We start from the raw sequence: 25349 nt of genomic DNA on the forward strand, positions 1-25349 counted from the left end.
AAAATGCATATAATAATTGATTAATTTTATCCCGTAAGCCGGTTGGTCGCAATGGGAATATTTCCTTTTGATTTCAGCTTATTGGTGTGGTCAGCGCGGGTTTTTATGCCTCATTGGCGCTGGGTGTGGCGCGCTAAGCCCCGTTGAGATTCCTCGCGCGTTGATGAGTGCTGCCGAAGCATAGATCATTGTTTTGAACGAACTGTCCGGCTTTTGGGTGAGCAGGATGATGCGCTTGAAATCTTTGAGCTTGCAGGAGCAGTTTTCAATCAAGTGGCGCTTCTTGCAGAGATACTGATCGTCCAGCCGGCCTTCGACTTGCCGATGGCCTAACTTCGAGTCGCCCTTTGGGAACCTGCTCATGGCGCTGGGCCTTACAACCGCTGGAAGTGGTGGAGCCGAATGGGCGTGTTTCCTTCGTGTCCTTTGCCCTCGGAGGCTGGTTCACAATAAACTGACATCGTTGTATCTGTCGCCGTGCTGTGGCTAAGTTCAGCGGCAGAAACAGGGGTGCAGCGCAGTCATGGACGATAGTGAAAAGACCCGTCCGCCAAAGCGGATGCTTGTAACGGACAGCCCGGCAGAGCTTTTGGGTCAGGCCCCGCGCTTGGCTGACTTGGTCAAGCTGAGACCGCTTGAAGGTGAAGCCGGGTTGCGGTTTCTGAATCGCTTGCGGGCCTCGACGACACCAGAGGAGGCCGTCACCTATGCTGCTTTTGCCGCGCTGCCGAATGTGGCGGTGGGGTGGGGGTATGAGTGCCTGCGGTCAATGGCTGACCATCTGTCGCCGCTGGAACGGCCGATGATGCAAGAGGTTGCCACATGGCTGTCCAGCCCGTCGATGTCGCTGCGCCACAAGATTATGCGGGATGCGCTATATGCACCCTCGCGCACGCCTTCTGTGTTGTTGGGGCTGGCGGTCGGGTGGTCAACGGGCGGGCCTGCGCCGAATGATCCAGAGCCCGCTCCGGCCCATAAGGCGCCGGTGGCGCTGAATGCGGCGGTGCTGTCTTGTTTGGCGCGTGTGCCGCTTGCACGGCGTCCGGTTCATCTGGCGCGGGTGCTGGATATGGCGGAAACGCTTTTCAGGGTCTATTGACCGGACCATGACGTTGATTCTTCAGATTGAGAACTTTCAGGTTCTGGATGATGGCGGGCCGGCGACCGTCACCGTTCCGCTGTCGGGATTGCAAGCGGGCCGGTCGGTCGGGATGGGCTGGGTTCTGCCGGACGCCAGCCGTCATATCTCAGGGCATCATTTCGATGTATACCATGATGGGCGCGACTGGTGGCTTGGTGATTGCTCGACGAACGGGACATTCCTTCAGGGCCAGCGGCACCGGCTGGATGGGGCGCATCGCTTGCAGGATGGAGACCGCTTTCAGGTCGGTCAATATATCATCATTGCATTGATAAATCATGCCGTGCTGAAAGAAATGAGCGTCAGCTCATTGCCGGAATATGATCTGGGGCAGCCGGCAATCGAGACGTCTCCGGTCGCTGCCGATGATCCTTGGGCAATTGGGGGGAGTGGTGGGGCGCCGATCACACCAGTTGATCCGATGCCGCCTGTCCCGTCTGCGGATCGCCAGGCGGATTTCGCCAGTGATTTTTTGCCTTTGTCCGCGACTGTTCCGGTGGTGCTGTCTGATGCGCAGGAACAAGCCGCGCCACAATCGGCTGATCCTGCCGCTTTTCTGGCGGCTTTCGCCAGAGGGGCAGGGGTTGCCCCGGAATTGATGGCTGGTGTCGATGCCGAAGAATTGGGTCATGCTCTTGGCGAGACGCTTCGCATAGTGTCTGAACAGCTTGCCGCCGCGCTTCAGGATCGTGCCAATGCCCGCCATTTCACCCGTGCGGCAGAGCGCACCATGCGGGGGGCAAGCGATAACAATCCATTAAAGTTCCTGCCGGACCCGGAGCAGGCGATAGAGGCGCTGTTTCTGCGCCCTCGTGCGGGGTTTCTGGTCGGGGCTGCGGGCTATTACGAGGCGATCAGCGATTTGCGCCGCCATCAGGCTGCGGTTTTTGCGGCGCTGCAACCGGCATTGCTGCGGCTTGTGGACGATCTGGAGCCAACCCGGATTGAGGCCGAGGTCAAGGGCGGCGCGCTGACCGGCAGTCGTAAGGCGCGGGCATGGGATATTTTCATTGCGCGTTGGCATGAAAAAGCCGCCCATGATAATGGGATACTGGATGAGTTCATCCGCCTGTTCGCGGAAGCCTATCGCAAGGCGGATGGCGGTCGGATCGGTGAATAGCAAAGGGAAGCGGCATGTCACTTGATTGGTTGCTGGTGCCGGTTGAAGACGCGTTGCCTTGTGGTTCCGATCTGGCTGCCATCGGGGATGAGGCATTCGACGCATACTACTATGAGGCGGAATCCCGGCTGCCAGAGCGTTACTTTATCCCCGGCCATGCCGATGCGGGGGGCGCGGACCGGCTTTTTGATCCGCGTTCCGTTGCCCTCGGGGCGGAAAGCGCGGCGATAACGCGGTTGCTGAAACGTTCGCGCGATTTGCGGCTGCTGGGGCTTTGGGCGCGGTTTCAGATCCTTGCCGGACGCCTGCCGGATTTTACGGACAGCCTGGAAGCAATGGCCGCTCTGGTCACGAAATGGCCGGCCGAAACCCATCCGGTGCAGGATCGCCGCGCGGCCATCGAGGTGTTGGCTGAACCGGCGACGGTTATCATGCCGCTGCAATACTTCCCGCTTGTGCCGAATACCAACGCGACATTGCGCCAGCACATGATTGCCGAAGGGCGCATTGTGCCACGCCAGAACGAAGAGGGCCCAGAAGGGCAGGATATTCTTTCCCCGCTGCGGGCGAATGGGCAAAAGCCCGCTCTGGCGCGGACGCAGGATATGCTGAACCGCGCGCTTTCTGCGGTGGCTGTGTTGTCTTCGGCCTCTGCGCTGGCCAGTGGGGGGGCGCCGCCCGATCTGAACCCGCTGCGACAGGTTCTGGCTGATATGCAGGCTATGATTGCCGAAGTCGCGCCCGAGCTGGCGGCGTGGCAGCCTGCGGCAACGTTGCGCACAGATATGTTGCCGCCACAACCGCAAGAAGATACCCCGGCAGCGGCACCAGCTTTGCCCGAAGCAGTGACTTCAAGGCGCAATGTGCCGGACCGCGCCGCGGCATCTGCCGCATTGCTGGCGGCAGAGCGCTATCTGGCGGAACGCGATCCGTCATCCCCGGTTTTGCTGCTGGTCGTGCAGGCCCGCCAGCTTGTCGGAATGTCGCTGGTCGGGGCGCTGGAGATGCTGATGCCCGCGCAGGCGGCGCAGGCCACGTTGGCCGTCGGGCATGGCAGCGGGTTTCATCTGCCAATGGAGCGGCTGAAGGCGCTTGGCCCTCAGGGTCACGAGGTTGCGCGGCCGCATAATTCTGCCGTGCCGGTGATTGCGGATCGTGCCGAACTTGGGGCCTGGCTGGCAGGGGTTGAGGATTATTACCAGCGGCACGAGCCAGCCAGTCCGATTCCTCTGCTGCTGATCCGTGCACGAGAGCTTTCTGGAAAGGGCTTCGGTGCGCTGGTCGCGGAGCTGTTCCCAGGGGTGGCGAAAATATCCGAAGGTTAGGCAATCCCTTGCCTTTTCCTCTGGAAACATGCGTTCTGAGGTTGACTCTGGGGCAAATTAACGTTTCGTTAAGGCAAGCATAGGATTTTGTCATGGCATCTGATAAATCGACCAATTTCATCAAGCGCAACCGGCCGCCTCGGGTTAGTATTTCGTATGAAGACCCGTATGATTCCGAAAAGATGGTCGAGCTGCCTTTCGTCATGGGGGTGATGGCCGATCTGTCTGGCAACGCGTCCGAGGTCGAAAAGCCCGCGATGGAAGATCGCGACTTTGCGGATGTGACCTCGGCATCGCTGGATGACTATATGAAAAGCGTGGCCCCCGGCCTTAGCTTCAATGTCGAAAACAAGATGGGCGGGGAAGATCGTCTGGGTATCTCGCTTCAGTTCGAGAAGATGGCCGACCTGAGCCCGGCTGAAATCGCCCGGCAGATCCCTGCGCTGAAAAAGCTGCTGGAGGCGCGGCAGCATCTGGCCAATCTTCAGCGTTACATGAACTCTAAGCCCAAGGCGCAGGATCAGATCCGCAAGCTGTTGAACGATCCTGAGCTGCTGGCCGCTTTGCTGGAACGTGAGGATCAGGGCGTGGTGCAAGAGGAAGGGGAATAAATGTCGCAGGATACCCAGTCACAGGTTGGCCGCTCTGAAGCTCTTGCCGAGCTGGATGAGTTTTCGGACATCCTGCGCCAGACCATCAAGCCACGCACCGAAATTGCCGCAAAAGAGGTGGATAACGCTGTTGTCGCCTTGGCCCGCGAGGCGCTGGGCGATCAGACGCTGATCGCGGAAGACGTTATTGATACGATTGATGCAATGTTGGCCAAGCTGGACCAGAAGCTGACCGAGCAGTTGAACGAGGTTATCCATCACGAAGAGTTCCAGAAACTGGAATCTGCGTGGCGGGGTCTGGCATATACGATCAATAATTCCGAAACGGATGCATCCCTGCGTGTCAAGGTGATGAACGTTTCAAAGAAAGAGCTTCAGCAGATGATGCGCCGCTATCCGGGCGCAAAGTGGGATAAATCTCCGCTGAATCAGCGCGTTTACGAGGCTGAGTTTGGCACACTAGGCGGCAAGCCGTTTGGGGTGCTGATCGGGGATTATTATTTCGATCATTCAACTGCCGATGTATCGCTGTTACGCGACATCAGCAAGATTGCGGCAGCCGCACATGCGCCGTTCATTTCCGCTGCCGCGCCGCAGTTGCTGGGAATGGATAGCTGGAACGAAATAGCGACGCCGCCTGATGTTTCCGAAATCTTTGCCACGCCGGATTACGCTGCCTGGAACGGGCTGCGCGATTCGGAAAACTCGCGCTATATTGCGTTGACTTTGCCACGGGTTCTGGCGCGCGAGCCTTATGGTCAGAATTCAAACTCGGTGGTTGAGGAGTTCAACTTCGAGGAAGATACTGACGGCCACGAAGGCAAGAAATATGGCTGGATGAATGCCGCACATGCCATGGCTGTGAATATCAACCGCGCCCATAAGGAGCACGGCTGGACTGTGCGCATCCGTGGCGTGCAGGCCGGTGGCGAGGTGCTGAACCTGCCGACTCATAACTTCGATACTGGCGATGGGTCCAAGGATCTGAAATGCCCGACCGAAGTTTCGATTACGGACCGGCGCGAGGCTGAATTGTCCAAGGTTGGCTTAATCGGGTTGATTCACCGCAAGCATACTGACAAGGCTGCTTTTATCGGTGCGCAAAGCCTGTATCGACCCAAGAAATATGTTGATGATCTGGCTACGGCCTCGGACAATATGTCTTCGCGGCTGCCATATATCTTCGCAGTGTCACGCTTTAGTCACTATTTGAAGTGTATGGTGCGCGACAAGATCGGTCAAAGCCCTGACCGGCTTCAGCTTCAGACCCAGTTGCAAACCTGGGTGAATAAATATGTTTCAGGTAATCCTGAAAGTGCCAGCGAACGTGAGAAGGCCAAGAAACCCTTGGCTGCCGCGCAAGTGGAGGTGCTGGAGGATGAAGAAAACCCCGGCTACTATATGGGGAAATTTTACCTGAAACCGCATTTCCAACTTGAGGGGATGGATATTGGGATGTCCCTTGTATCCAAACTTCCCAAGGGCGAATAAAAACTGTTCCGGCTTTACTCAACAGAAGGAATACCTGAATGGCCGTTGATATTTTCCTGAAACTGTCAAACAACATCAAGGGTGAGTCGCAGGATGCGACCTATCGCAATAATATTGATGTTTTGGCTTGGACTTGGGGTCTGACCCAGTCAGGCACGACCCACATTGGTGCCGGTGGCGGTGGTGGCAAGGTGAATGTTCAAGACATCACCCTGACCAAATACGTTGATTTGGCCTCGAATGACCTGATCAAGCGTTGCACCTCGGGCGAGCATATCGAGAACGGTGAGCTGATCGTGCGCAAATCGGGTGGTAATAACCCGGTCGAATATTTCCGCATCAAAATGGAAAATATCATGATTACCAGCTATAATACTGGTGGTCAGAAAGATGGTCTAGACCGTATTCAGGAAACCCTGACCCTGAACTTCCGTAAGTTCGAAGTGCTTTATACCCTTCAGGAAGATTCTGGCGCGGCTGGTGCCGAAACCTTGGCCGGCTGGGATATTGCTGAAAACAAGGAGTGGAACTCGTAAGAGTCCGCACCGCGTAAATATCAGGGGTCGGCGCGCAAGCGGCGGCCCCGCTTTTTTTTCGACGCAGTGGCTTTAATAAAGCCTTTGTGTCAGAGGATTACCGTCGATCACTATGCCAGAGCATTCTCAGAACGGTTTCGATAATTCCGGCCACGTTGATTATAGTGGCCTGCGGCAGATGTCGCTGATGCATGTGTTTCGTGATTCCGCTGCTCGTCGCGATTCGCGGGAGGTGGCAAGTCAGTTGACCGATGGTGAACGTGATCTGACCATGCGTAGCCAAAAGCGGCGCGAGGGTGTTAGCGAGGCCGCATTGCGGCATGATCTTGCGGTCGATATTGCCAGTCTGATGAATACCATCCGGCTAGATGTGGTAATAAATTTGCATGATACGCCTTATGTGCAGAAATCGGTCGTGAATTTCGGGTTTCAGGATATGGATGGGTTGTGGCACTCCAGCCGGACGCCGGGGGATATGGCGCAAGCCATTCGCAGCGCGCTTATTCGGAATGAACCTCGCCTGAGATCCGAAACGGTCGAGGTGCATGTGACAAGCTCCGGTCCAGGCGTGGATCAGCGCCTGACCTTTGAGATACTGGCCGAAATGATCGCCAATCCAACGGATATTCCCTTGCAATTTTTGGCTGAAGTGGACCCAGCCGCAGGCAAGATTGCCATGACCCGGATGAAGGGTGAGCCATGAAAAAATCCTTTCGCGATGCTTATGAGCGCGAGCTGGCCATTCTTTATGAGCATTCGGCAGAGTTCGCGCGTGAATTTCCTGGTCTCGCGGACCGTTTGGGCGGGTTGCTGCGTGAAAATATTGACCCGGCGGTGGCAGGGCTGCTGGAAGGCACGGCGTTTCTGGCTGCGCGGGTTCAGCTTAAACTGGACGAAGAGTTCCGCGGCTTTACCATGGAGCTTTTGGAGCAGATTTTTCCAGATGCGCTGGCCCCGGTACCAAGCTGCCTGTTGGTCGAGGCCGCGATTCCAGAGGCCAATCAAGAAGGTGGCACCGTTCGCGATCTGCCGCGAGGGGCGTATCTGGACGCACCGTTTCGTGATGCTGGCCGGCGGGTGCTGTGCCGGTTTCGGTTGGCGGCGCCGCTGGCTGTGGTGCCGTGGCGGATCGGGGCGATAGCCTATCACGACCGGACAGCGGCCATCGGGGCGCTTGGCCGTGACGTGGCGCAGGGAACACGGGCGGGGCTGGTCGTCGATATGGCCCCGACCTTCAGTTCTGCTGGGATGTCGCCCCCCGATACGCTGACTTTTCATATCGCATCCTCCATGGCCGAAGCCACTGCGCTTTATGAGCAGATCCATTGCGATTTGCTGCGGGTTTCATTGCGGGTGCTGGCCCCGAATGGTGATCCAATTTTTCTTCCTTTGCGACCAGATCAGATTGAGCAGGTCGGATTTGATGGTGATGAAACGCTTTTTGATAATGATACGCGGCTGTTTCAGGGGTTTGCCCTGCTGCGAGAGCTGTTTATTTTCCCGCGAAAGTTTCTGGGTTTTCGCCTGAGGTCTGTCGCAGATCACCTGCGCCATATTGGTGCGCGTGATTTTCAGATCGTGTTTGAGTTTCGTCGCATCAATGACGAGCTGACTCGCCAGACAGGGCCTCGGGATTTGCGACTGAATTGTGCCCCGGCGATTAATTTGTTTGAAGAGGGCAGCAATTCAATCCGACCGAACGATAAAATGCATGAATATGTTGTCACCCCCGATGCAAGTCCGATGACTCATTATGAGATACAGCGTATTCTTGGCGTCAGTGCCAGCTATTCATCATCTGCTGATAAGACAGAGGTCTTCCCGCTTTATGCTGTTCCGAACGGTGGTATGGACCCGCGTAAGGCACTGTATTACACTTATCGCCGTAAACCCCGCCGCATGACAGAAAGCGAGCAACGCTTGGGTTTCCGGGCTGATTACCGAGGCACCGAAACATTTTTATCGCTTTATGAGCCGCCAGATGATGAAAATAGGGGCCAGGCCAAGAGATTACATGTTCGGGCATTATGCTCCAATCGGCATATTCCGGCGGCACTGCCTCTGACCGATCATGATAATTTTCATATGGTCGAAGAGCGTGATGTTTTCCTGACCGCTGTTACGGCACCAACCCCGCCGCGCGAACCTATGACCGAGGTTGAGAAAAACGGTCCGCATCGCGTGGGTCAGGGGGATGTTTATTGGCGGTTGATCTCTTATCTGGCGCTAAATCATTTTGGGCTGGATGATCGTTCTGGCCGTGATGCTGTTGCAAGTCTGCGCGAAATGCTGAATCTGTTTGCCGATCTTTCAGATAGCGTGACCGAGGCGCAGATCGCTGGTCTGCTGTCAATGAACATTCGGCCTGTTACCCGCTCGATCCGACGACCGGAAGGGTATTTCCCCGCGCGCGGGCTGGAGATTGCAATTACTTTTGACGAAGCCGCTTTTGAAGGCAGTGGTATTATCCTGATGGCGGCTATTCTGGATCGTTTTCTGGCTGAATATGCAAGTGTGAACAGCTTTACCCAGATGGTGACGATCAGCCGCCAGCGTGGCGAGATTAAACGCTGGCCGCCGCGCATGGGTATGGGGGCGCTGTTGTGATGGCAAAGCCGCTTGTATCAGTGTCAGATTCGGCATCCAGAGCAGGGTTTCTGGCCTTGCTGCGCCGTCTGGAGCGTGAAGCGCCAGACAAGCCTCGTATTGGCCGCTCGCGCCATCGTGGCGAAGACATTGTGCAGATTGGACAAGATCCATATCTGGATTTCCCGGCGTCTGAGTTTTCCTCAATCAAGGATGGGGGCGGTTCTCTGCGTTTGCGGGCGCGGTTCATGGGTTTCTTTGGGCCGCAAGGTGCGTTGCCGCTGAATACGACCGAAGAGGTTTTGCGTTGGGCAGATCAGGGTGAAGATGGATTTGTTCGCTTTACCGATATTCTGTCAGGGCGGTTCTATCAGTTGTTTTTCCGGGCGTGGTCGGATAGCCATGCCATCAGCCAGCATGACCGGCCTGAGGAAGATCGTTTTGCAACCTATATAGCTGCGATCTCGGGGACCGGCACGCCCGCTTATCATCAGCATGATGAGTTTCCCGATATTGAACGCCTGCCTTTGGTTTCGGTTTTTGGTGGGCGTGTGCGCAGCCCGGTGCGCCTTGCTCAAATGTTGCGCCAGCATTTCCGCTTGGCGGTCGAGGTCGAGGAATTTGTTCCAAACTGGCTGACCTTTGAACCAGATGATCGTGCGATATTGGGCATGGTTGGAGGCTTGGGGCAGGATTTATATCTGGGTGCGCGGGTGCAATCCGTGAATGAGAAAATCCGCATCTGCCTGAATATACCAACGCTTGATGCCTACCGCGCATTCTTGCCCGGACAAAGAGAATATAGGCGTATTGCGGCGCTGGTTTTTTGGTATCTCGGGCAAAGCTATCTGGTTGATCTGGCATTGTCATTGCCGGCTGATCAAATTGCCCCCGCAGCTTTGGGCGGAGATGCCGCACTTGGCTGGATGGCGGCTCTGAAACCTGTTTTGGGGGCGACGGCTCAAGATTATGTCGAGGTGGCCAGCTTCGCGCTCGACGCCGCAAATTATTAAAGGGGACATGATGACTGCCATCACGATCGAGAAATTCGCCGGAAAGATGAACCGCCTGGGCTATGACGCCTTTCTTCAGGCCATGCGGCAGGCGCGCGGCGACGGCAACCGCAATGTCGATCTGAGCCATTGGCTGTTTCACGCCGTCTCGGACCAGAATTCGGATATCTCGCTGACGCTGCGGCAGTCGGGGCTGGACCGGGGGCGGGTGCTGTCCGATCTGGACCGCGCGACCGGGGCCTTGCAGAAAAACGTCACCGAGACCCCCGGCATTTCCGAACGGCTGGCCGATGCGCTGAACCACGCATGGACCTATGCCACGCTGTATTTCGGCGAAGCGCAGATCCGCACCGGGCATCTGCTTGTCGCGCTGTTGTCCGATGATGCGCTGCACCGCGCGCTGACCGGATATTCGACCGAGTTCGGCAAGCTGTCGGCGGATGCCGTGGCGGGCGAGGCGCGCAGCCTCTGGTCTGGCTCGGACGAAGAGGACATGCGCCCGATGGATGGCGCGGGGCTGGCCTCGGGTCAGGGCGACCGGGCGGGGGCGGGCACGGCGCTTGGCCGCTTCTCGGTCGATATGACGGCGCAGGCCGCCGAGGGCGGCATGGACCCGGTCGTCGGGCGCGACGACGAAATCCGCCAGATCATCGACGTGCTGATGCGCCGCCGCCAGAACAACCCGATCCTGACCGGTGAGGCGGGCGTCGGCAAAACCGCCGTGGTCGAGGGTTTCGCGCAGGCTTTGGCATCCGGCGCGGTGCCGCCCGCGTTGCAGGGGATGCGCCTGCATATGCTTGACATCGGCGCGATGCAGGCCGGGGCCAGCATGAAGGGCGAGTTTGAACAGCGCCTTCGCTCGGTCATCGACGAGGTGCAGGCCAGCCCCACCCCGATCATCCTGTTCATCGATGAGGCGCATACCCTGATCGGCGCGGGCGGTGCGGCAGGCACGGGTGATGCCGCCAACCTGCTGAAACCGGCACTGGCGCGCGGGACGTTGCGCACCATCGGCGCGACGACATGGGCCGAATATCGCAACTATTTCGAGAAAGACCCGGCCCTGACCCGGCGCTTTCAGCCGATTTCCGTGGATGAGCCGTCGATCGAGACCGCCTGCCACATGATGCGCGGCTTGCTGGCCCCGATGGAGGCTCATCACAAGGTCCGCATCAGCGATGAGGCGGTCGTGGCTGCGGTCAAGCTTTCGGCGCGCTATCTGCCCGCGCGGCAACTGCCCGACAAGGCGGTCTCGCTGCTGGATACCGCCTGCGCGCGCGTTGCGGTCAGCCAGTCCGCCACCCCGGCCCGGATCGCGGATCTGACCGCCGGGATCGCCGCGCTGGACACCGAAATCGCCGCCAAGACCGCCGAACGCGACCTTGGCGACACCGACGAGGCGCGTCTGGCCGAGGCGCAGGAACAGGCCGAAACCCTGCGCGGCCAGTTGGCCGATCTGCAATCCGCGTATGAGGCGGAAAAGGGCATCGTCGAAAATATCCTATCCCTGCGCGTCCGTCTGGCCGAGGCGGCGGGCGAGGATTTCGACGCGCAAGCGATCCGCGCCGAGCTGGCGCAGGGCATGGCGCAATTGCACGCGATCCATGCCGACGACCGGATGATCTGGCCTCATGTGGACGATCAGGCGGTCGCCTCTGTCATCAGCGACTGGACCGGCATCCCCGCCGGGCGCATGGTGGCCGATGAGTTGCAGGCGATCCTTGGGCTGGCCGATCATCTGCGCGAACGTGTCATCGGGCAGGATCACGGGCTGCAATCCATCGCCCGCCGGGTCGAAACCGCCCGCGCGGGTCTTGGCAACCCGGAAAAGCCCATCGGCGTGTTCATGCTGTGCGGCCCCTCGGGCGTCGGCAAGACGGAAACCGCGCTGGCGCTGGCCGAACAGCTTTATGGCGGCGAACAGAACGTCATCACCATCAATATGTCCGAGTTTCAGGAGGCCCATTCCGTCAGCCTGCTGAAAGGCGCGCCCCCCGGCTATGTCGGCTATGGCGAGGGTGGCCGTCTGACCGAGGCCGTCCGCCGCAAGCCCTATTCCGTCGTCCTGCTGGACGAGATGGAAAAGGCGCACCCGGACGTGCACGAGCTGTTCTTTCAGGTCTTCGACAAGGGCCGGATGGAGGACGGCAACGGCCGACCGATCAATTTCCGCAACACGCTGATCCTGATGACCTCGAATGTAGGCACCGACACGATCATGCGCGCGGCCGAGGGCGGCACCCCGGCTGACCCCGAGGCACTGGACGCCGCGCTGAAACAGGATCTGCTGCGGGTGTTCCCGCCCGCGCTTCTGGGCCGTCTGGTGGTGATCCCCTATGTGCCGCTGAACGCGGATGTGCTGGCGGGGATCACGCGTCTGAAGCTGGGTTCGGTCGCCCGCCGGATGCGCGACAGCCACGGCGCGGCGCTGCTATGGGACGAGGCGGTGATCGACCATATCGTCGATCAGTGCCGCGATCCCGACAGCGGCGGGCGGATGATCGACAACATCATCACCAACTCGATCCTGCCCGATCTGTCGCGGCAGGTGCTGGCCCGGATGGTCGCGGGCGAGACGATGGGCGATGTCACGATCCGCGTTGACGCTGGACGCTTTGCTTATGATTTTACTTAAAGGGAAATGGCCATGAGCAGACTTGACTGGATCGAGGTGACAAAGGGCGGCCAGCCCATCGGGGCTGTCGGGTTCCTTGACAATGACGCGGTGATTGTTGCGGCCTTCTTTGATGACCGGGATAGCAATAAGGATGGCAAGGTCAGCGGCGGTGAATGGGTGAAGTCGAAAATCCCTCTGCTCGGTGAGGAGGGGAGTGCCGTGACCGAGGTTGCCATGACTGCGCGGCTTGATCTTGATGTCATCATGCGCGATCCCGGTTTCGGGCAAATGGCCGGGCAGATGTTTGCGCAATTCGGGACTTCTTTGGTGATGGAGGGTTTCTGGACGGTCTATTTCAGCCGGGGCGTCAAAATGACGGCCAGGGGCGTTGCCAAGACCTTGACCAAAAACCAGATTAAGCAATTTGTGATCCGCAAGGGGGCTGAACAGGCTGTGCGCAAGGCTGTCGAAGCGATGGCGGGGGGTTAATGGACATAGATGCCCGTAATGCCGATGCGGGCCTGCCCCTCCAGTTCCCGTGTCAGGGCTGGAAAGAAATCCGTTGCGAGTTCACCGCTGCGGGTGGCGACTGTTGCGGGGCGGGTTGGGCTGACAATGGCGATCAGAAGCTGATGCGTGTCGCGTGATACGCTCGCGCGGGCCAGTGGCACATCAAAGCTGATCTCTCCGGCCGAGGCGATCAGAAAGCGCCGCAGGTCGTGGACTACACCATTGTCATCGACCAGCAGCAGGGTGTTGTAATAACCTGCGCCGCCGATAATTTGCCCGCGCAGGGACATGCCGCTTTCGATTCGGGGCGCTTCCAGCCGCAGTCCCACCCCAAAGGCCGGGTAAAGCGCATCATTTCGGGCCAGTGTAATGCCGGGGCATTGGCGCTGGTCGAGCAGCATCGCCTCTGGCGTGATGCCGATGTCCAGCCCCTTGGTCAGTGTGTTGGTCAGAGCGGCAATCTGGCGATCATTAGCGGCCAGAATCCCAAGCTGGATATTGCCATCGTCCCGGAGGGCAGGCAAAGCCAGCAAGCAAGGATCGGTCAGTTGTTCCCGGATTCGTGCGAACAGTTGCAGCAGGCGCGGGTCTGGCGGCTGTTCTGAGGTGGCCTGGGCTACGCTTTGCGGCGCTGGCCCCGGGGCTGGATCACCCGCTCCGGTTTCAGGGGAAATATCCGGGGTCGGGCTGCTATTCGGATTATCCGGGGAAAGAACCGTTGAGGCTTCGGGAGATGGCTGTGCCTTGGATTGTTCCGGGGGCGCCGGCTCGGGGTCTGTCACTGGGGCAATCGAGGACGTCAGGACATTTTCATCGCTCGCGCCGGACGGGGCAAAAGTCGTGATATTGATCTGTGGCGGGATCAGGGACGGTGCCGTCAGAAATGGTATGGCAGGCTGCCAGATCAGGATTCCCAGTGCTGTGGCATGAAGAGTCAGGGACAGCGCCGCAGCCCCCGTCCATCTTCGCTGCTGTGATGGCAGGCCGATCATTGCCTGTCCTCGTGGATCGTGACCAGCCGGATTTCAAACCCTGCCGTTTCAGGGCGGCCCAAAACATTAATCAGAGTGCTGGCCGGGGCTTTGCGATCAATCATCAGGTAAAGCGTCTCACCACGCCCAGCCATTGAACCAGCCAGAAGCTCGGGCGAAATTGCGGCACCATCCAGTACCCAATTATGATCGGCATCAACGATCAAGATGGGCGAGGGCAGCCGGTCCAGTGGCAATTCCCGTGTTTCAGCCAGATCAAAGCCAGTGTCTTGCGAGATTTCTTGTCCTGCTATGACAAAGAAAAAGATCAGCAAAAGCACTATGTTGACGATGGCGAGTGAGGTGTCGATGCGGATCGGTTCAGATCGGCGTGGCGGGATCAACGGCTTCATCCGCGCCCTCCGTCTGCGATCTGAACCGAGGTGATCCCCCGCGCTGCAAGCTGTTCCAGAACCGTGACCACGGTCTGAATATCTACACCGGGGCGGATAATCAGCAAAAGATTACGGGTTTGCTGCGCACCAAGCGCCGCGGCCAGATCGGGCAGGCGGTCCAGCCCGAAGCGCTGCCCGCTGGCGGTGATGCCATCGGCTGCCAATGTCCAGACGGCGGTTGTCGCCGCGGCTGTCGGGGCCGAGTGCAGGGTGCTGTCATCCGGCTCTTTGCCGTCGGTCTCGATCCCGCCGCTGCGCACGGTCAGCAGCGCATAGGGCATGACATTCGAGGACAGCATAAAGAACACCAAAAGCTGGAACATCACATCCGCCAGCGGTGTCATCGTAAACCGATAGCGACGCGGGCTGCGGGGAAGTGCCAGTTTTTGACAGGATCGGACGATCATTCAGGGTCAGTGTTTCGTGATCTGGGCAACCTGACCGTGGATGGCGGCGGAAATCACCATCTCCATGGTCTGACGTTCATCCTCGATCCGTCCTTCCAGCCATGAAGCGATGAAATATGCCACCAGCGCAATCGCCAGACCGGCCGCCGTTGTGGTCAGCGCCGTCCATATCCCTGAAGCAAGAAGTCGTGGATCGGCTGTCTGCTGGCTGATGGCAAGATTGCCAAAGGCATCAATCATCCCGATAACCGTTCCCAAAAGCCCCAGCATAGGCGCGGCCTGCACGATGGCTTCCAGAAGGCGCATCCGGCTGTTCATCTGGGCCAGTTCAACCAGTGCCGTCTGACGGGCCAGCTCTTCGCCATAGGTCGGATCGTTGGGGCGGGCGCGCAGCCCCGCCATGACGGCGGTCAGCACCCGTGCCAGAACCGAGCGGTCAGCCCTGGCGCGGCGTTGTGCTTCATCTGGGCGGCCGTTCAGCCAGTCCTCAAGAATCGTTTCCGCCAGCTTATGGTGTCCAAGCCCAATGTGTGAAAACTGCATCAGCTTAAAGATGGTGACTGTCAGAGTGATAACCGACAGCACTCCAAGCGCAAGGAATACGATAAGCGATGAAATTGGCAGGCCTTGGAAAAGGTTTGTGAAACCCATGTTCTGAACGATCCTTTTTAAAGGCCAAAGTCGATATGACCGCGCGTTTGCGTAGCTAATGCCGCAAGACAGGCATCGCGCAGGTCGGTTCCGTCATCGGCCCGGCATTCCGCGACGTCATTAACGACAATGCGGCTGATATTCGTGCAGCTCAGGCCGGGAAGGGGAAAAGCAGCGACCTTTGTCTTGCCCATGGGCAATGCGCCGAAATCCAGAACCGGCAGGTAACGCACCACGCCTGCGCTGTCGAAAACAGCCACTTGCCATGCCGCACGGGTCAGCCCATGCGGCAGGCGATTGGTTGAAACCATGGTGAGCTGACAGCCTTCGTCGGGCAGGTCTGTCGCGCTGTTCATCTCCAGCAGCAGGCTGGCCTCGGGTAATGGAGTGGTCTGTGCCATTGCCACGGGGGGGAACACACATAGCGCAAGGGAAAACAGGGTGGCTTTCATGCAAGGGTTCTCATGCGGGATATGTGGTTCAGCGATAAACCCCGCTGACCGGCAGATTCAGGAACTTGCCAGAGGTCGCGGAGGGCAGCGGCATAGGCGTGGTGTGCTGCCCGGCTGTATCTGAGGGGGTCAACAAGAACATGCGCGGGGCCTTGTCCAGTCCCGAAACGTCATCGATTATGGTGCTGGTAGCAAGGCTGGTATTTTGCGGCGGCATCTGATCGGGCACCGGGGGGCGGTTTTCGTCGAGGCCGAATCTTGCCGGGGCGTCTGTCTGTTGTGCTCGCTGGGGGGGCACCGTCATAGGTGCCGTTGCGACAACCGGCAGGCTGACATCCGGCACGATACGTTCGACTGGCACCGGGCTGCGGGTGATCGTTGGCACGGGTGCGGGGGACAGCAATGCAATGGCTTGGGTAAAGCCCCATGCGGCGCTTGCAGCAGCAAGTCCTGCGGCTATGATGATATGTGCTTTCATCGTCCCACCTTTCGCAGCAAAGCTATCATGCCCGCTCCCTTCCATCAACATACGGGTTTTCGTCGCATTGTCTTTGGGGCGGGGCTGTTTGCTGCGATTCTGCAAGGGGGGGCGGCTCACGCGACGTTGCGTCTGTGTAACCAGTCCTTTGACGTGCTTAATGTTGCGTTGGCCGAGCCAGAGGAGCAGGGGTTCCGGTCGCGCGGTTGGTGGCGGGTTGCGCCAAGCCAATGCGCCACGCTGGAACGTATGCCCCTGCGGTCACGATTTTTCTATGTTTTTGCTGCGGATGTTTTTGGTAAAGAGGTGTTGTCCGGTGCGATCCCGATGTGCGTTGCCCCGCGCCGCTTTGAAACCAGCGATCAGGAGGATTGCCTGTTGCGCGGCTATCTGGATGCGCGTTTCCTTGAGGTGGACACCGGCGAACAGACGAACTGGACAATTTTTGTCGTGCCGCGTCCAGAATGAGATCTTGCGCGGGATACGGGCTGACTGGATCAGGCAAACGGCAGAAAACGAGGAAATACGGCGTGACGCCTTGTCGGCATATAGGGATGATCGTGGCGGTGGGGTTCAGCATCTGGCCCTTGCCGTTTCATGCCCAAATCTCTGAGATGCCTGCGCATGTAACCGTTCTGGCGGATCAGGATGATGCGAACGTCAGGGCGTTTTCTGCGTTGCCCGAAGAACGGCTGACGGTGACGCCCGCGCTGGACCTTGCGCCCCCCCCGTCAGGCGCGGTTTATGTCGGTGCGCCTGTGCCGGGGCTGGGCGCGCTTGCCGAGACTCTGCCTGCGGAGGCGCTGCTGGTCGTCAATGATTGTGGCTGGCAGGCTACGGCGGTGATCGGTGCGGTGTCCGCGACGGTGGCCCGGCCTGCTGATCCTGCGAATTGTGATGCGGAGGCGTTGCGCGACGGTGCTGCCGAGGCGCTGGCCGCGCCGGAACGGGACAGGCAATGGGCGATGCTGCGTCATGCAGGCTTTGCTGTGTATGGTGCCGATGATGCTGATGAGGCTGCAAATGCGACCAAAGCGGTGCGTGCTGCCGGGCCGCTGGTCTCGCAGCCGTTAGGCGGGCTGGTTATCACGGCGCTGGACCCGCAGCAAATGGCCGGGACTGCGGCCTCGCCGGTCATTGTCGCAACATTGCCGACAGAGGTGGGCGCACAAGCTGCACCACCGGGGGCTGATGCGGACAGGGGGATATTGCCTCGCCGTGCCGGTCTGCCGGAACCGTCGATCATTGTCGGCGATCTGGCCAGCCTGTTGGCACCGGGGGTGCGTGGCCCGATGGGCGTTGCCTTTGCCGAGCGCGAAAAGATCCGTGACCGCGACCCCGAGTTGTTCCACAGGCTGCTGATCGGCGGTGCTTTCGACCCCGCGCCGGGGCAGATGGCCGCAGCGGTTCAGACAGAGTTGGCGCGGATGGGATGTTACACTTCGGGGATCGACGGGGCCTGGGGGAATGGTTCGGCGCTTGCGCTGGGCCGCTACTTTGAGGTGATCGGCAGGGCCGAGGCCGCTACCCTGCCCGGTCCCGAAGCGTGGCGCACCATCATTGACAACAGCTCTGCCCGTTGTCCGGTGGTGCGGGCTGTCACTCCAAGGTCGCCGGGTGGGGCACAGCCGTCGGTGCGTGGCAATACGGGGCGCGCCCCGGCCACGGCAGCCAGCAACCGGACACCTCGCACGACACCGCCGCGTGAGAGTCAGCCTGCGGGTGGGCAGCAACCCTCTGGTGTCACCGCGCCCAATCCGGGCGGTGAGCGCAGTATCAACCCGAACCTGGTCGGTTCCGGCGTCTTTCGCTGACCCATGATCGAGATTGACCCACGTTTCCGCGAGATGGGCAAAGTCGCGCAGCGTCGTCGCCGTTATATGCTGGCATTGCGCATCGCTGCTGCGCTGGCATTGGCCGGGGTGGTCGGTGGCGGGCTGTGGTGGGGTATTCGTCCAGACCTGGGCCGCCTTTGGACAGGCGACGGCGATATGGATCAGCAATTGACGCAGGTCGAGGATGATTTTGATATTGCGCCGGTGGTGATGGTGGACAGCTTTACCTCGATCCCTGGTGATCCGCTGATTATCCCCGGCAATGATCCGTCGGCACAGCATCAGGCGGCTGTGCTGCCGGTGCCGCCTGATCTGGTGCCACCACAGAGCACTCCCGCGGTGACAGGGGGGCTATCCGTTTTGCAAGGCAAGCTGTTCCAGCAGGATCACACCTTGGTTGCCCGTCTGCCCGCGACGCGAGAAGAGTTCGCGCTGTTTCAGGCAGAACGAGGCCGTGCCGCGCTGGTAAACGCCAGCTTTGATCCGGCAGAGCAGCAACCCGGCGGGCTTGTGATTCCCGGTGATCAACTAGCGCTGTCGGGGGTGACCTTTTTGCGCCCTCCTGCGGAACGTGCACCGCTGTGGGAAGAGTTGCTGATTGAGATTGCTGTGCCGGGCACTATCAATGATTTGCTGGTCAGGCACCAGTTTCCCGCCGGTCTTGCGGCGCAGGTTTCCGAGCGACTGGAGCGTCGCGGCGATCTGGCCGCCGGTTCGGTTCTGGCGGTCCGCTATCGCCAGCAGCAGGGCGTGCGGCAGATCATTCAGGTGTCGCTTTACGATCCAGATGGTTATGCCGGGTCGCTTGCACTGTCGGGTGCGGGGCAATTGGTGCCTGCCGCAGATCCTTGGGCGGATCAGCCGTTGCAGAGGCAGAATGATGGTGCCGGGGCCCATCTGCAACAGCGCCTGCTGGATGTGATTTATGCGGCGGCCCTGCGTAATAACGTTCCTCCTGAACTGATTGGCGAAGCGCTGTCGCTGATGTCAAGGGCCTATGATCTGGAGGGCTTTGCCGATAAAGACGACCGCCTGACGCTGGTGCTGGCGGATCAGGCCGATGGGCGCAAACGTATTCTGTTCATCGGGGTTGATGGCCTGTCGGGGGGCAAGCCCTGCTATGTCGTGATGGACGATCAGGGCCAGCCGGTTTGCTATGCGCCAAACGCGCGTATTTCTGGGGCGGGCGGCGGCTCGCGTCTGATCCCGCCGGTGGCCGGTGTTCTGATACAACGCTTTGTGCCTGCGCAGCAGGGGGCGGATAATCCTGTCTCCGGTGAAATCATCTGGGCCGCGCCGCAGGATACGCCGGTGCTGGCGGTTGCAGCGGGCAGGGTCTCGGATCTGTCGGTCGATCCGGTTGCGGGCGGCACGCTGTCGATTATCCATGCGGATGGTGCGGTCAGCCATTATCGCGGGATGCACAGTATCGCGGCGGGCATTGCACAGGGCGGTAATGTTGCCGCCGGTGCCCGTATCGGAGCGGTTGGCAAGCTGGCTGATCTGGATGAGCCGGGGCTTGCCTATCGGCTGGACATCAATGGGCGTGCGGTGAATCCGATGCCCTATATGGCTGGCGGCGGTGAGGTTCTGGCCTCGGATTCTGTCGAGGCGCTGGTGATCCGTATCATCCATGTCGAAAGTGCCGGTAATCCCAACGCACGCAATCCGTTATCAACGGCCAGCGGCCTTGGGCAATTCATCGAAAGCACATGGCTGCGGATGATGCGCAGCTATCGCCCTGATCTGGTTGCCGCAATGTCGCGGGCCGAGCTTTTGAACCTGCGCTTTGATCCCGACCTGTCGCGGCAGATGGTCCGGCAACTGGCGCAAGAAAATGAGGCGTTTTTACGGGTGCGCGGCCATCATGTTACGGCAGGGCGCTTGTATCTGGCACATTTCCTTGGTCCGGCAGGTGCGGATAGGGTGCTGCGTGCCGATCCTGACCGTTCGGTTCTGGCGACAATGGGGGCGGCTGTGATCAACGCTAATCCGTTTTTGCGCGGCTATACGAACCGCGATCTGGAGATGTGGGCCGATCGCAAGATGATACAGGGTGGTGGGGCGCAGGTTGCATCCGCATCCGTTCCGGTTTCGCCTGAAATGGCGCAATATGTCCGCAGGATGGATGCGATTATCACGGAACATGTCGGAAAATAACGATATCCTGTCCAAAATGAGGATATATTCTTGTGTGTTCGTGCCAAAGAGCTTGATCCTTGGGCTGTCCGACAGCTATCCCTTGACAAGGTTTGTTACAGCTATTCTTGCCCGCAAAAGGTGCTCGCATGTCTTTCGTTTCTGATGCTCGTCACGGCTTTCGTCTGAGGTTGCGTGTTCGGATGTGGCTGACGACAGCGTTGATTGGCTGTGTTCCGGGCTTTTGGGTCACAAATATGGCTTGGGCGCAGTCTTCGGAACTTTATCTGGACAATGGTGATATGCTGAATGCTGGCACCGATCCAGTGTCCGGCACTTGGGCTGCCGGGGATGCGATCTGGTCAGGCAGTAACGGAAAGAACCACAGTGCCCTTCCCGTCGGGGGAGCGGGGGTTTTGGGGCCTTCGGCCAGTGGAACGGTCCTGCTGAATGTTGACGGAACGGTTCAGCCGGGCACGCTTCGCTTTAAGGGCGGTGGCTATACTTTGGACGGAGGCCGGATTGAGGATAGCGGTGATGGCCTGACGCTTCGTGTCGACAGGAACCTTCTGGCAAGGATTACTTCGGAAATTGCTGGCGCACTGGCGGTCGAAGGTTGGGGCGTGTTGCAATATTCTGGTGACGGGGTGGATCTGACAAGCGTTGACATCGCTTCAGGAGCTACGCTTGAGGTGACGGGAACAACCGCTGGTCTGATGACGAATGATGGCCATCTTGTCTTGTCCGGCACGCAAGAGGGAAACCTGGATAACAACAACCGGGCAACACTTGCTGATGGCGCAATCAATGGCGCGGTTGTTAATGATGGCGTTCTGATCGGTGGCGGCACGATTTCCGGGGCGCTGACGAACCGCGACACAGCTAGAATTGCGGGTGTTGTCAGTGGGACGGTGGATAATGCCGGCACCTTGACGACAACCGGGGATCTGGATGTTGGAGTGCTGACGAATAGCGGCACGACCACGGTGACATCAGGAGACGTGCTAAGCTCTGGCAGCACCGTTGCTAACAGTGGCACAATAAACATCCGGGGCAAGCTGGATGCGGATCTGAATAACGGCCAGACCGTGAATCTGGCAGGGGGGACCGTAACAGGGATCGTTGTCAATGACGGCACACTGACAGGGCAGGGGGCGCTTGATGGCACACTTGACAACAGTGGCACGGTTTCCTTGCGGGGAGATGTGGGCGGCGCTGTGGTGAATGACGGCACCCTGTCGTTAACCGGAACTATGGCGAGCCTGACGAATATGGCGGCCGGAGAAGCCAATCTTCGGGGAGCTGTTACCGGGGCGCTGGAGAATGAAGGGACGCTGACGACAATCGGCAATCTGAATGTCGGCAGTTTGACCAATAACGGTATCGCAACAATCAGCACGGGCAACAGGCTGCAATCCGATACCACGGTTGCGAATGAAGGTGAAATGACCATTGCCGGCACTTTGTCCGGTGGGCTGGATGCAGGTAGCTCGGCCACTACCATTCTGGACGGCGGCACGGTCAACGGGGCGTTAAATAACAGTGGTGAGCTGAGCGGTAGTGGCCTGGTTGACGGAGTTCTGACAAATGATGGCAACATGATTGTTGCCAGCGGCGATCGGGTCCGCTCGACGCAAACCATGGTGAATAATGGCACATTGTCTTTGGCTGGTGATCTGGTCACAGGGCTGAACAACGGCACCACGGGTAATGCAGCGCTAACTGGTGGCTCAATCGGCGGCGCGGTGACGAATGATGGTGTGCTTGCGGGAACAGGCACGCTTGCCAGCCTGACCAATAATGCCTCTGCTGATTTGGGAGGGGCGGTTACAGGCGGGGTTACGAACAGCGGCTCGCTGACTGTAGCGGGTGATCTGAACGTAGGGGGGCTGACCAACACCGGCACCGTCACAATCGACGATGCAGAGACGCTAAGTGCCAGGCGCACCGTCAGCAATAGCGGAACGCTGGAAATCGCCGGGACTCTGGCGGGGGCGGTGATGAATGCTACGGGTGGAGTTGTCGATCTGACGGATGGTGCGGTCACTGGCACCGTGACGAATGCGGGTGATCTGTCCGGCAGCGGCACACTTGCCAGCCTGACCAATACCGGCACGGCTAATCTGACTGGAACGGTCATGGGGGATCTGACTAATCGGGCGACGGCAACGCTAACTGGCACAGTCGGGGGGCAGGTTACGAACAGTGGCGTGTTGGCCGGGACGGGCAGCTTTGGGAGTGTCACAAATGAGGCGCGGGGCACGGCCGATCTGGCGGGGACTGTCAGCGGTGTTTTGAACAATGCCGGCTTGTTGAGCATGACCGGCGACCTGAGTGTCGATAGCCTGAATAACAGCGGTGCGCTGACAATTGACCGCGACGAGACGCTTAGTGCGGCGCATTCGGCCAGCAATAGCGGAACGCTGGAAATCGCCGGGACTTTGGCTGGGGCGATGACAAATGCTGCGAGTGGAGTTGTCGATCTGGCGGATGGTGCGATCACTGGCGCCGTGACGAATGCGGGTGATCTGTCCGGCAGCGGCACGCTTGCCAGCCTGACCAATACCGGCACGGCTGATCTTATCGGAACGGTGACGGGCGATATGACCAACCGGGCGGCGGCAACGCTGACTGGCACCATCGGAGGGCAAGTCACGAACAGCGGCGTGTTGGCCGGGGTCGGTAGCTTTGGCAGTATTGCGAACGAGACCAATGGAACGGCTGATCTGGCGGGAACGGTTCATGGTGCGCTTGACAATGCCGGCACGCTGACCACGACGGGCGATTTGAACGTTGCCAGTTTGATGAACAGCGGCACGGCAGAAATCGCGACTAGAACGACGTTACAGGCAATATCCGGGGCGACCAATGATGGTACTATGAGCATTGCCGGCACATTGCAGGGAACATTGACGAATACGGCTGATGCGATAGCTGACCTTGCGGGGGGAAGTGTCGATGGTGCTCTGACCAACAGCGGCACCTTGTCGGGTAATGGCAGCATCACGGGGAATGTAAATAACAGCGGCACAGCGACGCTGGCGGGAACAATCTCGGGTGATATGACCAACAGCGGGACATTGACGACAAGTGGTCTGCTGGATCTGGAAACGCTGATGAACAGTGGCCGGACCGAGATTGTCGCGGGCGGCAGCATCAACACAACTTCGGGCGCGGACAACAGCGGAACGCTTACTCTTGCCGGAACGTTGGAGGGCGATATTGCCAACACAGGCAATTATACGCAAAGCGGCACGCTGACGGGTGATCTGACAAGCTCGGCGGGGACTGCTGCTTTGGCGGGTGTCGTTGGCGGTGATGTCACGGTGACGGGTGGCACACTGACGGTTGCGGATGGGCTGAATATCGCTGGCGCATTAGATATTGGTGTCGATCTGTCCGTTGCATCGGGTAATACCATAACCACGGGCGAGACGATGATCCGTAGCGCCGGAAATCTGGCGCTGAACGGCACGTTGGAGGGGGCTGTCACAAACAACGGCACGATCCGGGCTGATGGCGCTTCGTCCAGAATTAACGGCTCGGTTGTGAATGATGGCTTGATTACACTGGTGGATGGCGCTGCGGGCAGCCAATTGATTATAGCGTCGGACAGTGGCGGTTTGCTTGATGGAAGCGGAAGCTATGAGCTGGATGTCGATGTGGTCGGGTTGCAGTCTGACCTGATAACTCTGAGCAATGTTGCCGTATCAGGGGCAATTAATCTGACCCTGAATTATTTGGGGGGCACTGGCACTCAACAATTGGGTAGCACGACCTTGGTTCGTGTCGATCCGACGCAAAACAGCACTGGCAGCCTTGGCTATACCGTGGCAGCGCAACCCACCCAGTCCGAGCGATTTGTGTATTCGGTGACACAATCCGCTGCGACAGGGGATCTGACCTTTAATGCGGGCGTTAACAATGCCTATGGCACACTGGCCGGAAACGTCGCGCTGACGCAATCGCTGATTGGATCGGTCATTAACCGCCCGACCAGCCCCTATGTCGTTAACCTTGCTTATGAGGATGCCGAACGCCCCTGCGGTCCCGGTGGCTGGGGCCGTGCCGTTGGCGGTTGGGCGCAATCAAGCGGGGCCACCGACAACGGCACCGGCCGCGTTTCCAGCCACATCTCGGCGGATTACTACGGGATGCAGTTCGGCGGAGATATGGCTTGTTTCGGAGAAGGCTTCGGGGGCTGGAATGGTGCTGTGGGGGTGATCGGCGGGGTAAACCATGGTAAAAGCTCACAGCCGGTTTATCTGGTCGATCCCACCGACCCAAACCGACTGCTTTCCACGATGTCGAGCATCAACAAATCTGACTTTAATCAGTTTTATGGTGGGGTTTACCTGACGGCGAGCAAGGGCGCGTTTCTGGCGGACATGCAATTGCGTGGTGAGCGGACCAATTTCGATGTTCGGAATAATGCCGTCATTGCGGGTGGTGGGCTTGGCTTTGACAAATCCAGCTTCAGCAGTAACGGCTTTACCCTTTCGGGTTCGATGAGCTATGCGTTTCCGCTTGGTCCGAATGGTTGGCAGGTGGTGCCGACAATGGGATTTGCCTGGTCGCAAATGTCCACTGATCCGATGAAGTTCAATGATGGCTACAGGTTGGATTTTGAGGACGCCGAACGCAAGGTTGGCTTTGCAGGGGGAACCGTGTCGCGCACCTTCGTACAAGAGGCGGAAAACGCGGCTCTGAACCTCTTTGCTACGGGAACCTATTACAAGGATTTTGCCGATCCGCTGGTCACGCGTTTCTGGAATGAAAACGACTCGGCCTTCGAGGCTCAGCGCCTCGTGTCCGATAATCTGGGTGCATATGGCGAGTTGAGTATTGGTGCCAACTATGTCCGTATCTTGTCGCCGGGGCGTGCAGGGCGCCCGCGTCAGTTTTCGACGAGCGCGCGCATTGATAAGCGGTTTAGTGACGATCTGGACAGCGTTGGGGTGACCGGGCAGATCCGCTGGCAATTCTGATTGGCATCTGCCGCCGCTTTGAT

The 25349-nt window shown here is 59.0% G+C and carries 22 protein-coding genes; 15 read left to right on the top strand and 7 right to left on the bottom strand.

Annotated elements, in window-relative coordinates:
• Nucleotides 1-90: 90 nt before the first annotated feature.
• Entirely contained in the window at nt 91-363 is a 273-nt protein-coding gene (locus tag Q4G24_RS15015; protein WP_303367352.1) for a hypothetical protein, read from the bottom strand.
• A 160-nt stretch (nt 364-523) separates the two neighbouring features.
• On the opposite strand from Q4G24_RS15015, the gene Q4G24_RS15020 reads away from it, so the two are divergent.
• The 11 genes from Q4G24_RS15020 to Q4G24_RS15070 all read left to right on the top strand — a co-directional run bounded on the left by Q4G24_RS15020 (nt 524) and on the right by Q4G24_RS15070 (nt 12929).
• Nucleotides 524-1099, top strand: a complete 576-nt coding sequence (locus Q4G24_RS15020; protein ID WP_303367353.1) for a hypothetical protein — start codon at nt 524-526, stop codon at nt 1097-1099.
• Between the two features lie 7 nt (nt 1100-1106).
• On the top strand, nt 1107-2261 hold the full coding sequence (gene tagH / locus Q4G24_RS15025; RefSeq protein WP_303367354.1) for a type VI secretion system-associated FHA domain protein TagH: 1155 nt from the start codon (nt 1107-1109) through the stop codon (nt 2259-2261).
• A 14-nt stretch (nt 2262-2275) separates the two neighbouring features.
• Nucleotides 2276-3586, top strand: a complete 1311-nt coding sequence (locus Q4G24_RS15030) for an ImpA family type VI secretion system protein (protein ID WP_303367355.1) — start codon at nt 2276-2278, stop codon at nt 3584-3586.
• A 92-nt stretch (nt 3587-3678) separates the two neighbouring features.
• Entirely contained in the window at nt 3679-4197 is a 519-nt protein-coding gene (gene tssB, locus Q4G24_RS15035; RefSeq protein WP_303367356.1) for a type VI secretion system contractile sheath small subunit, read from the top strand.
• On the top strand, nt 4198-5688 hold the full coding sequence (tssC, locus tag Q4G24_RS15040) for a type VI secretion system contractile sheath large subunit (RefSeq protein ID WP_303367357.1): 1491 nt from the start codon (nt 4198-4200) through the stop codon (nt 5686-5688).
• A gap of 38 nt (nt 5689-5726) precedes the next feature.
• Complete coding sequence (locus tag Q4G24_RS15045) at nt 5727-6224, top strand: type VI secretion system tube protein Hcp (protein ID WP_303367358.1); 498 nt, start codon at nt 5727-5729, stop codon at nt 6222-6224.
• A 178-nt stretch (nt 6225-6402) separates the two neighbouring features.
• Nucleotides 6403-6927, top strand: coding sequence for a GPW/gp25 family protein (locus Q4G24_RS15050; RefSeq protein ID WP_303367359.1), 525 nt, complete (start codon nt 6403-6405; stop codon nt 6925-6927).
• On the top strand, nt 6924-8831 hold the full coding sequence (tssF, locus tag Q4G24_RS15055; protein ID WP_303367360.1) for a type VI secretion system baseplate subunit TssF: 1908 nt from the start codon (nt 6924-6926) through the stop codon (nt 8829-8831). Before Q4G24_RS15050 ends, tssF begins: the two co-directional genes overlap by 4 nt.
• The gene (gene tssG / locus Q4G24_RS15060; protein WP_303367361.1) at nt 8831-9823 is read left to right on the top strand and encodes a type VI secretion system baseplate subunit TssG; all 993 of its coding nucleotides are present in this window, start codon (nt 8831-8833) and stop codon (nt 9821-9823) included. Before tssF ends, tssG begins: the two co-directional genes overlap by 1 nt.
• 10 nt (nt 9824-9833) lie before the next feature.
• A complete protein-coding gene (gene tssH, locus Q4G24_RS15065; protein WP_303367362.1) occupies nt 9834-12458 on the top strand; it encodes a type VI secretion system ATPase TssH in 2625 nt (874 codons plus the stop codon).
• Between the two features lie 12 nt (nt 12459-12470).
• Nucleotides 12471-12929: a hypothetical protein gene (locus Q4G24_RS15070; RefSeq protein WP_303367363.1), complete on the top strand. Its 459-nt coding sequence runs from the start codon at nt 12471-12473 to the stop codon at nt 12927-12929.
• Here the strand turns inward: Q4G24_RS15070 and Q4G24_RS15075 are convergent.
• The 6 genes from Q4G24_RS15075 to Q4G24_RS15100 form a co-directional block, all read right to left on the bottom strand.
• Nucleotides 12926-13942 (bottom strand): hypothetical protein, encoded by a 1017-nt coding sequence (locus Q4G24_RS15075; RefSeq protein WP_303367364.1) that lies wholly within the window; start codon nt 13940-13942, stop codon nt 12926-12928. The two genes, Q4G24_RS15070 and Q4G24_RS15075, sit on opposite strands and share 4 nt — an antisense overlap.
• On the bottom strand, nt 13939-14334 hold the full coding sequence (locus tag Q4G24_RS15080; RefSeq protein ID WP_303367365.1) for a biopolymer transporter ExbD: 396 nt from the start codon (nt 14332-14334) through the stop codon (nt 13939-13941). Before Q4G24_RS15080 ends, Q4G24_RS15075 begins: the two co-directional genes overlap by 4 nt.
• Complete coding sequence (locus Q4G24_RS15085; protein ID WP_303367366.1) at nt 14331-14783, bottom strand: biopolymer transporter ExbD; 453 nt, start codon at nt 14781-14783, stop codon at nt 14331-14333. Before Q4G24_RS15085 ends, Q4G24_RS15080 begins: the two co-directional genes overlap by 4 nt.
• 6 nt (nt 14784-14789) lie before the next feature.
• Nucleotides 14790-15326 carry a MotA/TolQ/ExbB proton channel family protein gene (locus tag Q4G24_RS15090; RefSeq protein ID WP_303367367.1) on the bottom strand — a complete coding sequence of 179 codons (537 nt, stop codon included), beginning with the start codon at nt 15324-15326 and terminating at the stop codon, nt 14790-14792.
• A gap of 125 nt (nt 15327-15451) precedes the next feature.
• Nucleotides 15452-15886: a hypothetical protein gene (locus tag Q4G24_RS15095; RefSeq protein WP_303367368.1), complete on the bottom strand. Its 435-nt coding sequence runs from the start codon at nt 15884-15886 to the stop codon at nt 15452-15454.
• Between the two features lie 28 nt (nt 15887-15914).
• Nucleotides 15915-16364, bottom strand: a complete 450-nt coding sequence (locus tag Q4G24_RS15100; protein WP_303367369.1) for a hypothetical protein — start codon at nt 16362-16364, stop codon at nt 15915-15917.
• A gap of 27 nt (nt 16365-16391) precedes the next feature.
• Here Q4G24_RS15100 and Q4G24_RS15105 point away from each other — a divergent pair, with 27 nt between their 5' ends.
• From Q4G24_RS15105 to Q4G24_RS15120, 4 genes are all read left to right on the top strand, one after another.
• On the top strand, nt 16392-16832 hold the full coding sequence (locus tag Q4G24_RS15105; RefSeq protein WP_303367370.1) for a DUF1036 domain-containing protein: 441 nt from the start codon (nt 16392-16394) through the stop codon (nt 16830-16832).
• A gap of 92 nt (nt 16833-16924) precedes the next feature.
• Nucleotides 16925-18178 carry a hypothetical protein gene (locus Q4G24_RS15110; protein WP_303367371.1) on the top strand — a complete coding sequence of 418 codons (1254 nt, stop codon included), beginning with the start codon at nt 16925-16927 and terminating at the stop codon, nt 18176-18178.
• 3 nt (nt 18179-18181) lie between these two features.
• Nucleotides 18182-20359: a M23 family metallopeptidase gene (locus Q4G24_RS15115; RefSeq protein ID WP_303367372.1), complete on the top strand. Its 2178-nt coding sequence runs from the start codon at nt 18182-18184 to the stop codon at nt 20357-20359.
• 128 nt (nt 20360-20487) lie between these two features.
• Nucleotides 20488-25326: a hypothetical protein gene (locus Q4G24_RS15120; RefSeq protein WP_303367373.1), complete on the top strand. Its 4839-nt coding sequence runs from the start codon at nt 20488-20490 to the stop codon at nt 25324-25326.
• Nucleotides 25327-25349: the final 23 nt, after the last annotated feature.

It is taken from the genome of Paracoccus sp. (in: a-proteobacteria) (assembly GCF_030538695.1).
Taxonomy (GTDB): domain Bacteria; phylum Pseudomonadota; class Alphaproteobacteria; order Rhodobacterales; family Rhodobacteraceae; genus Paracoccus.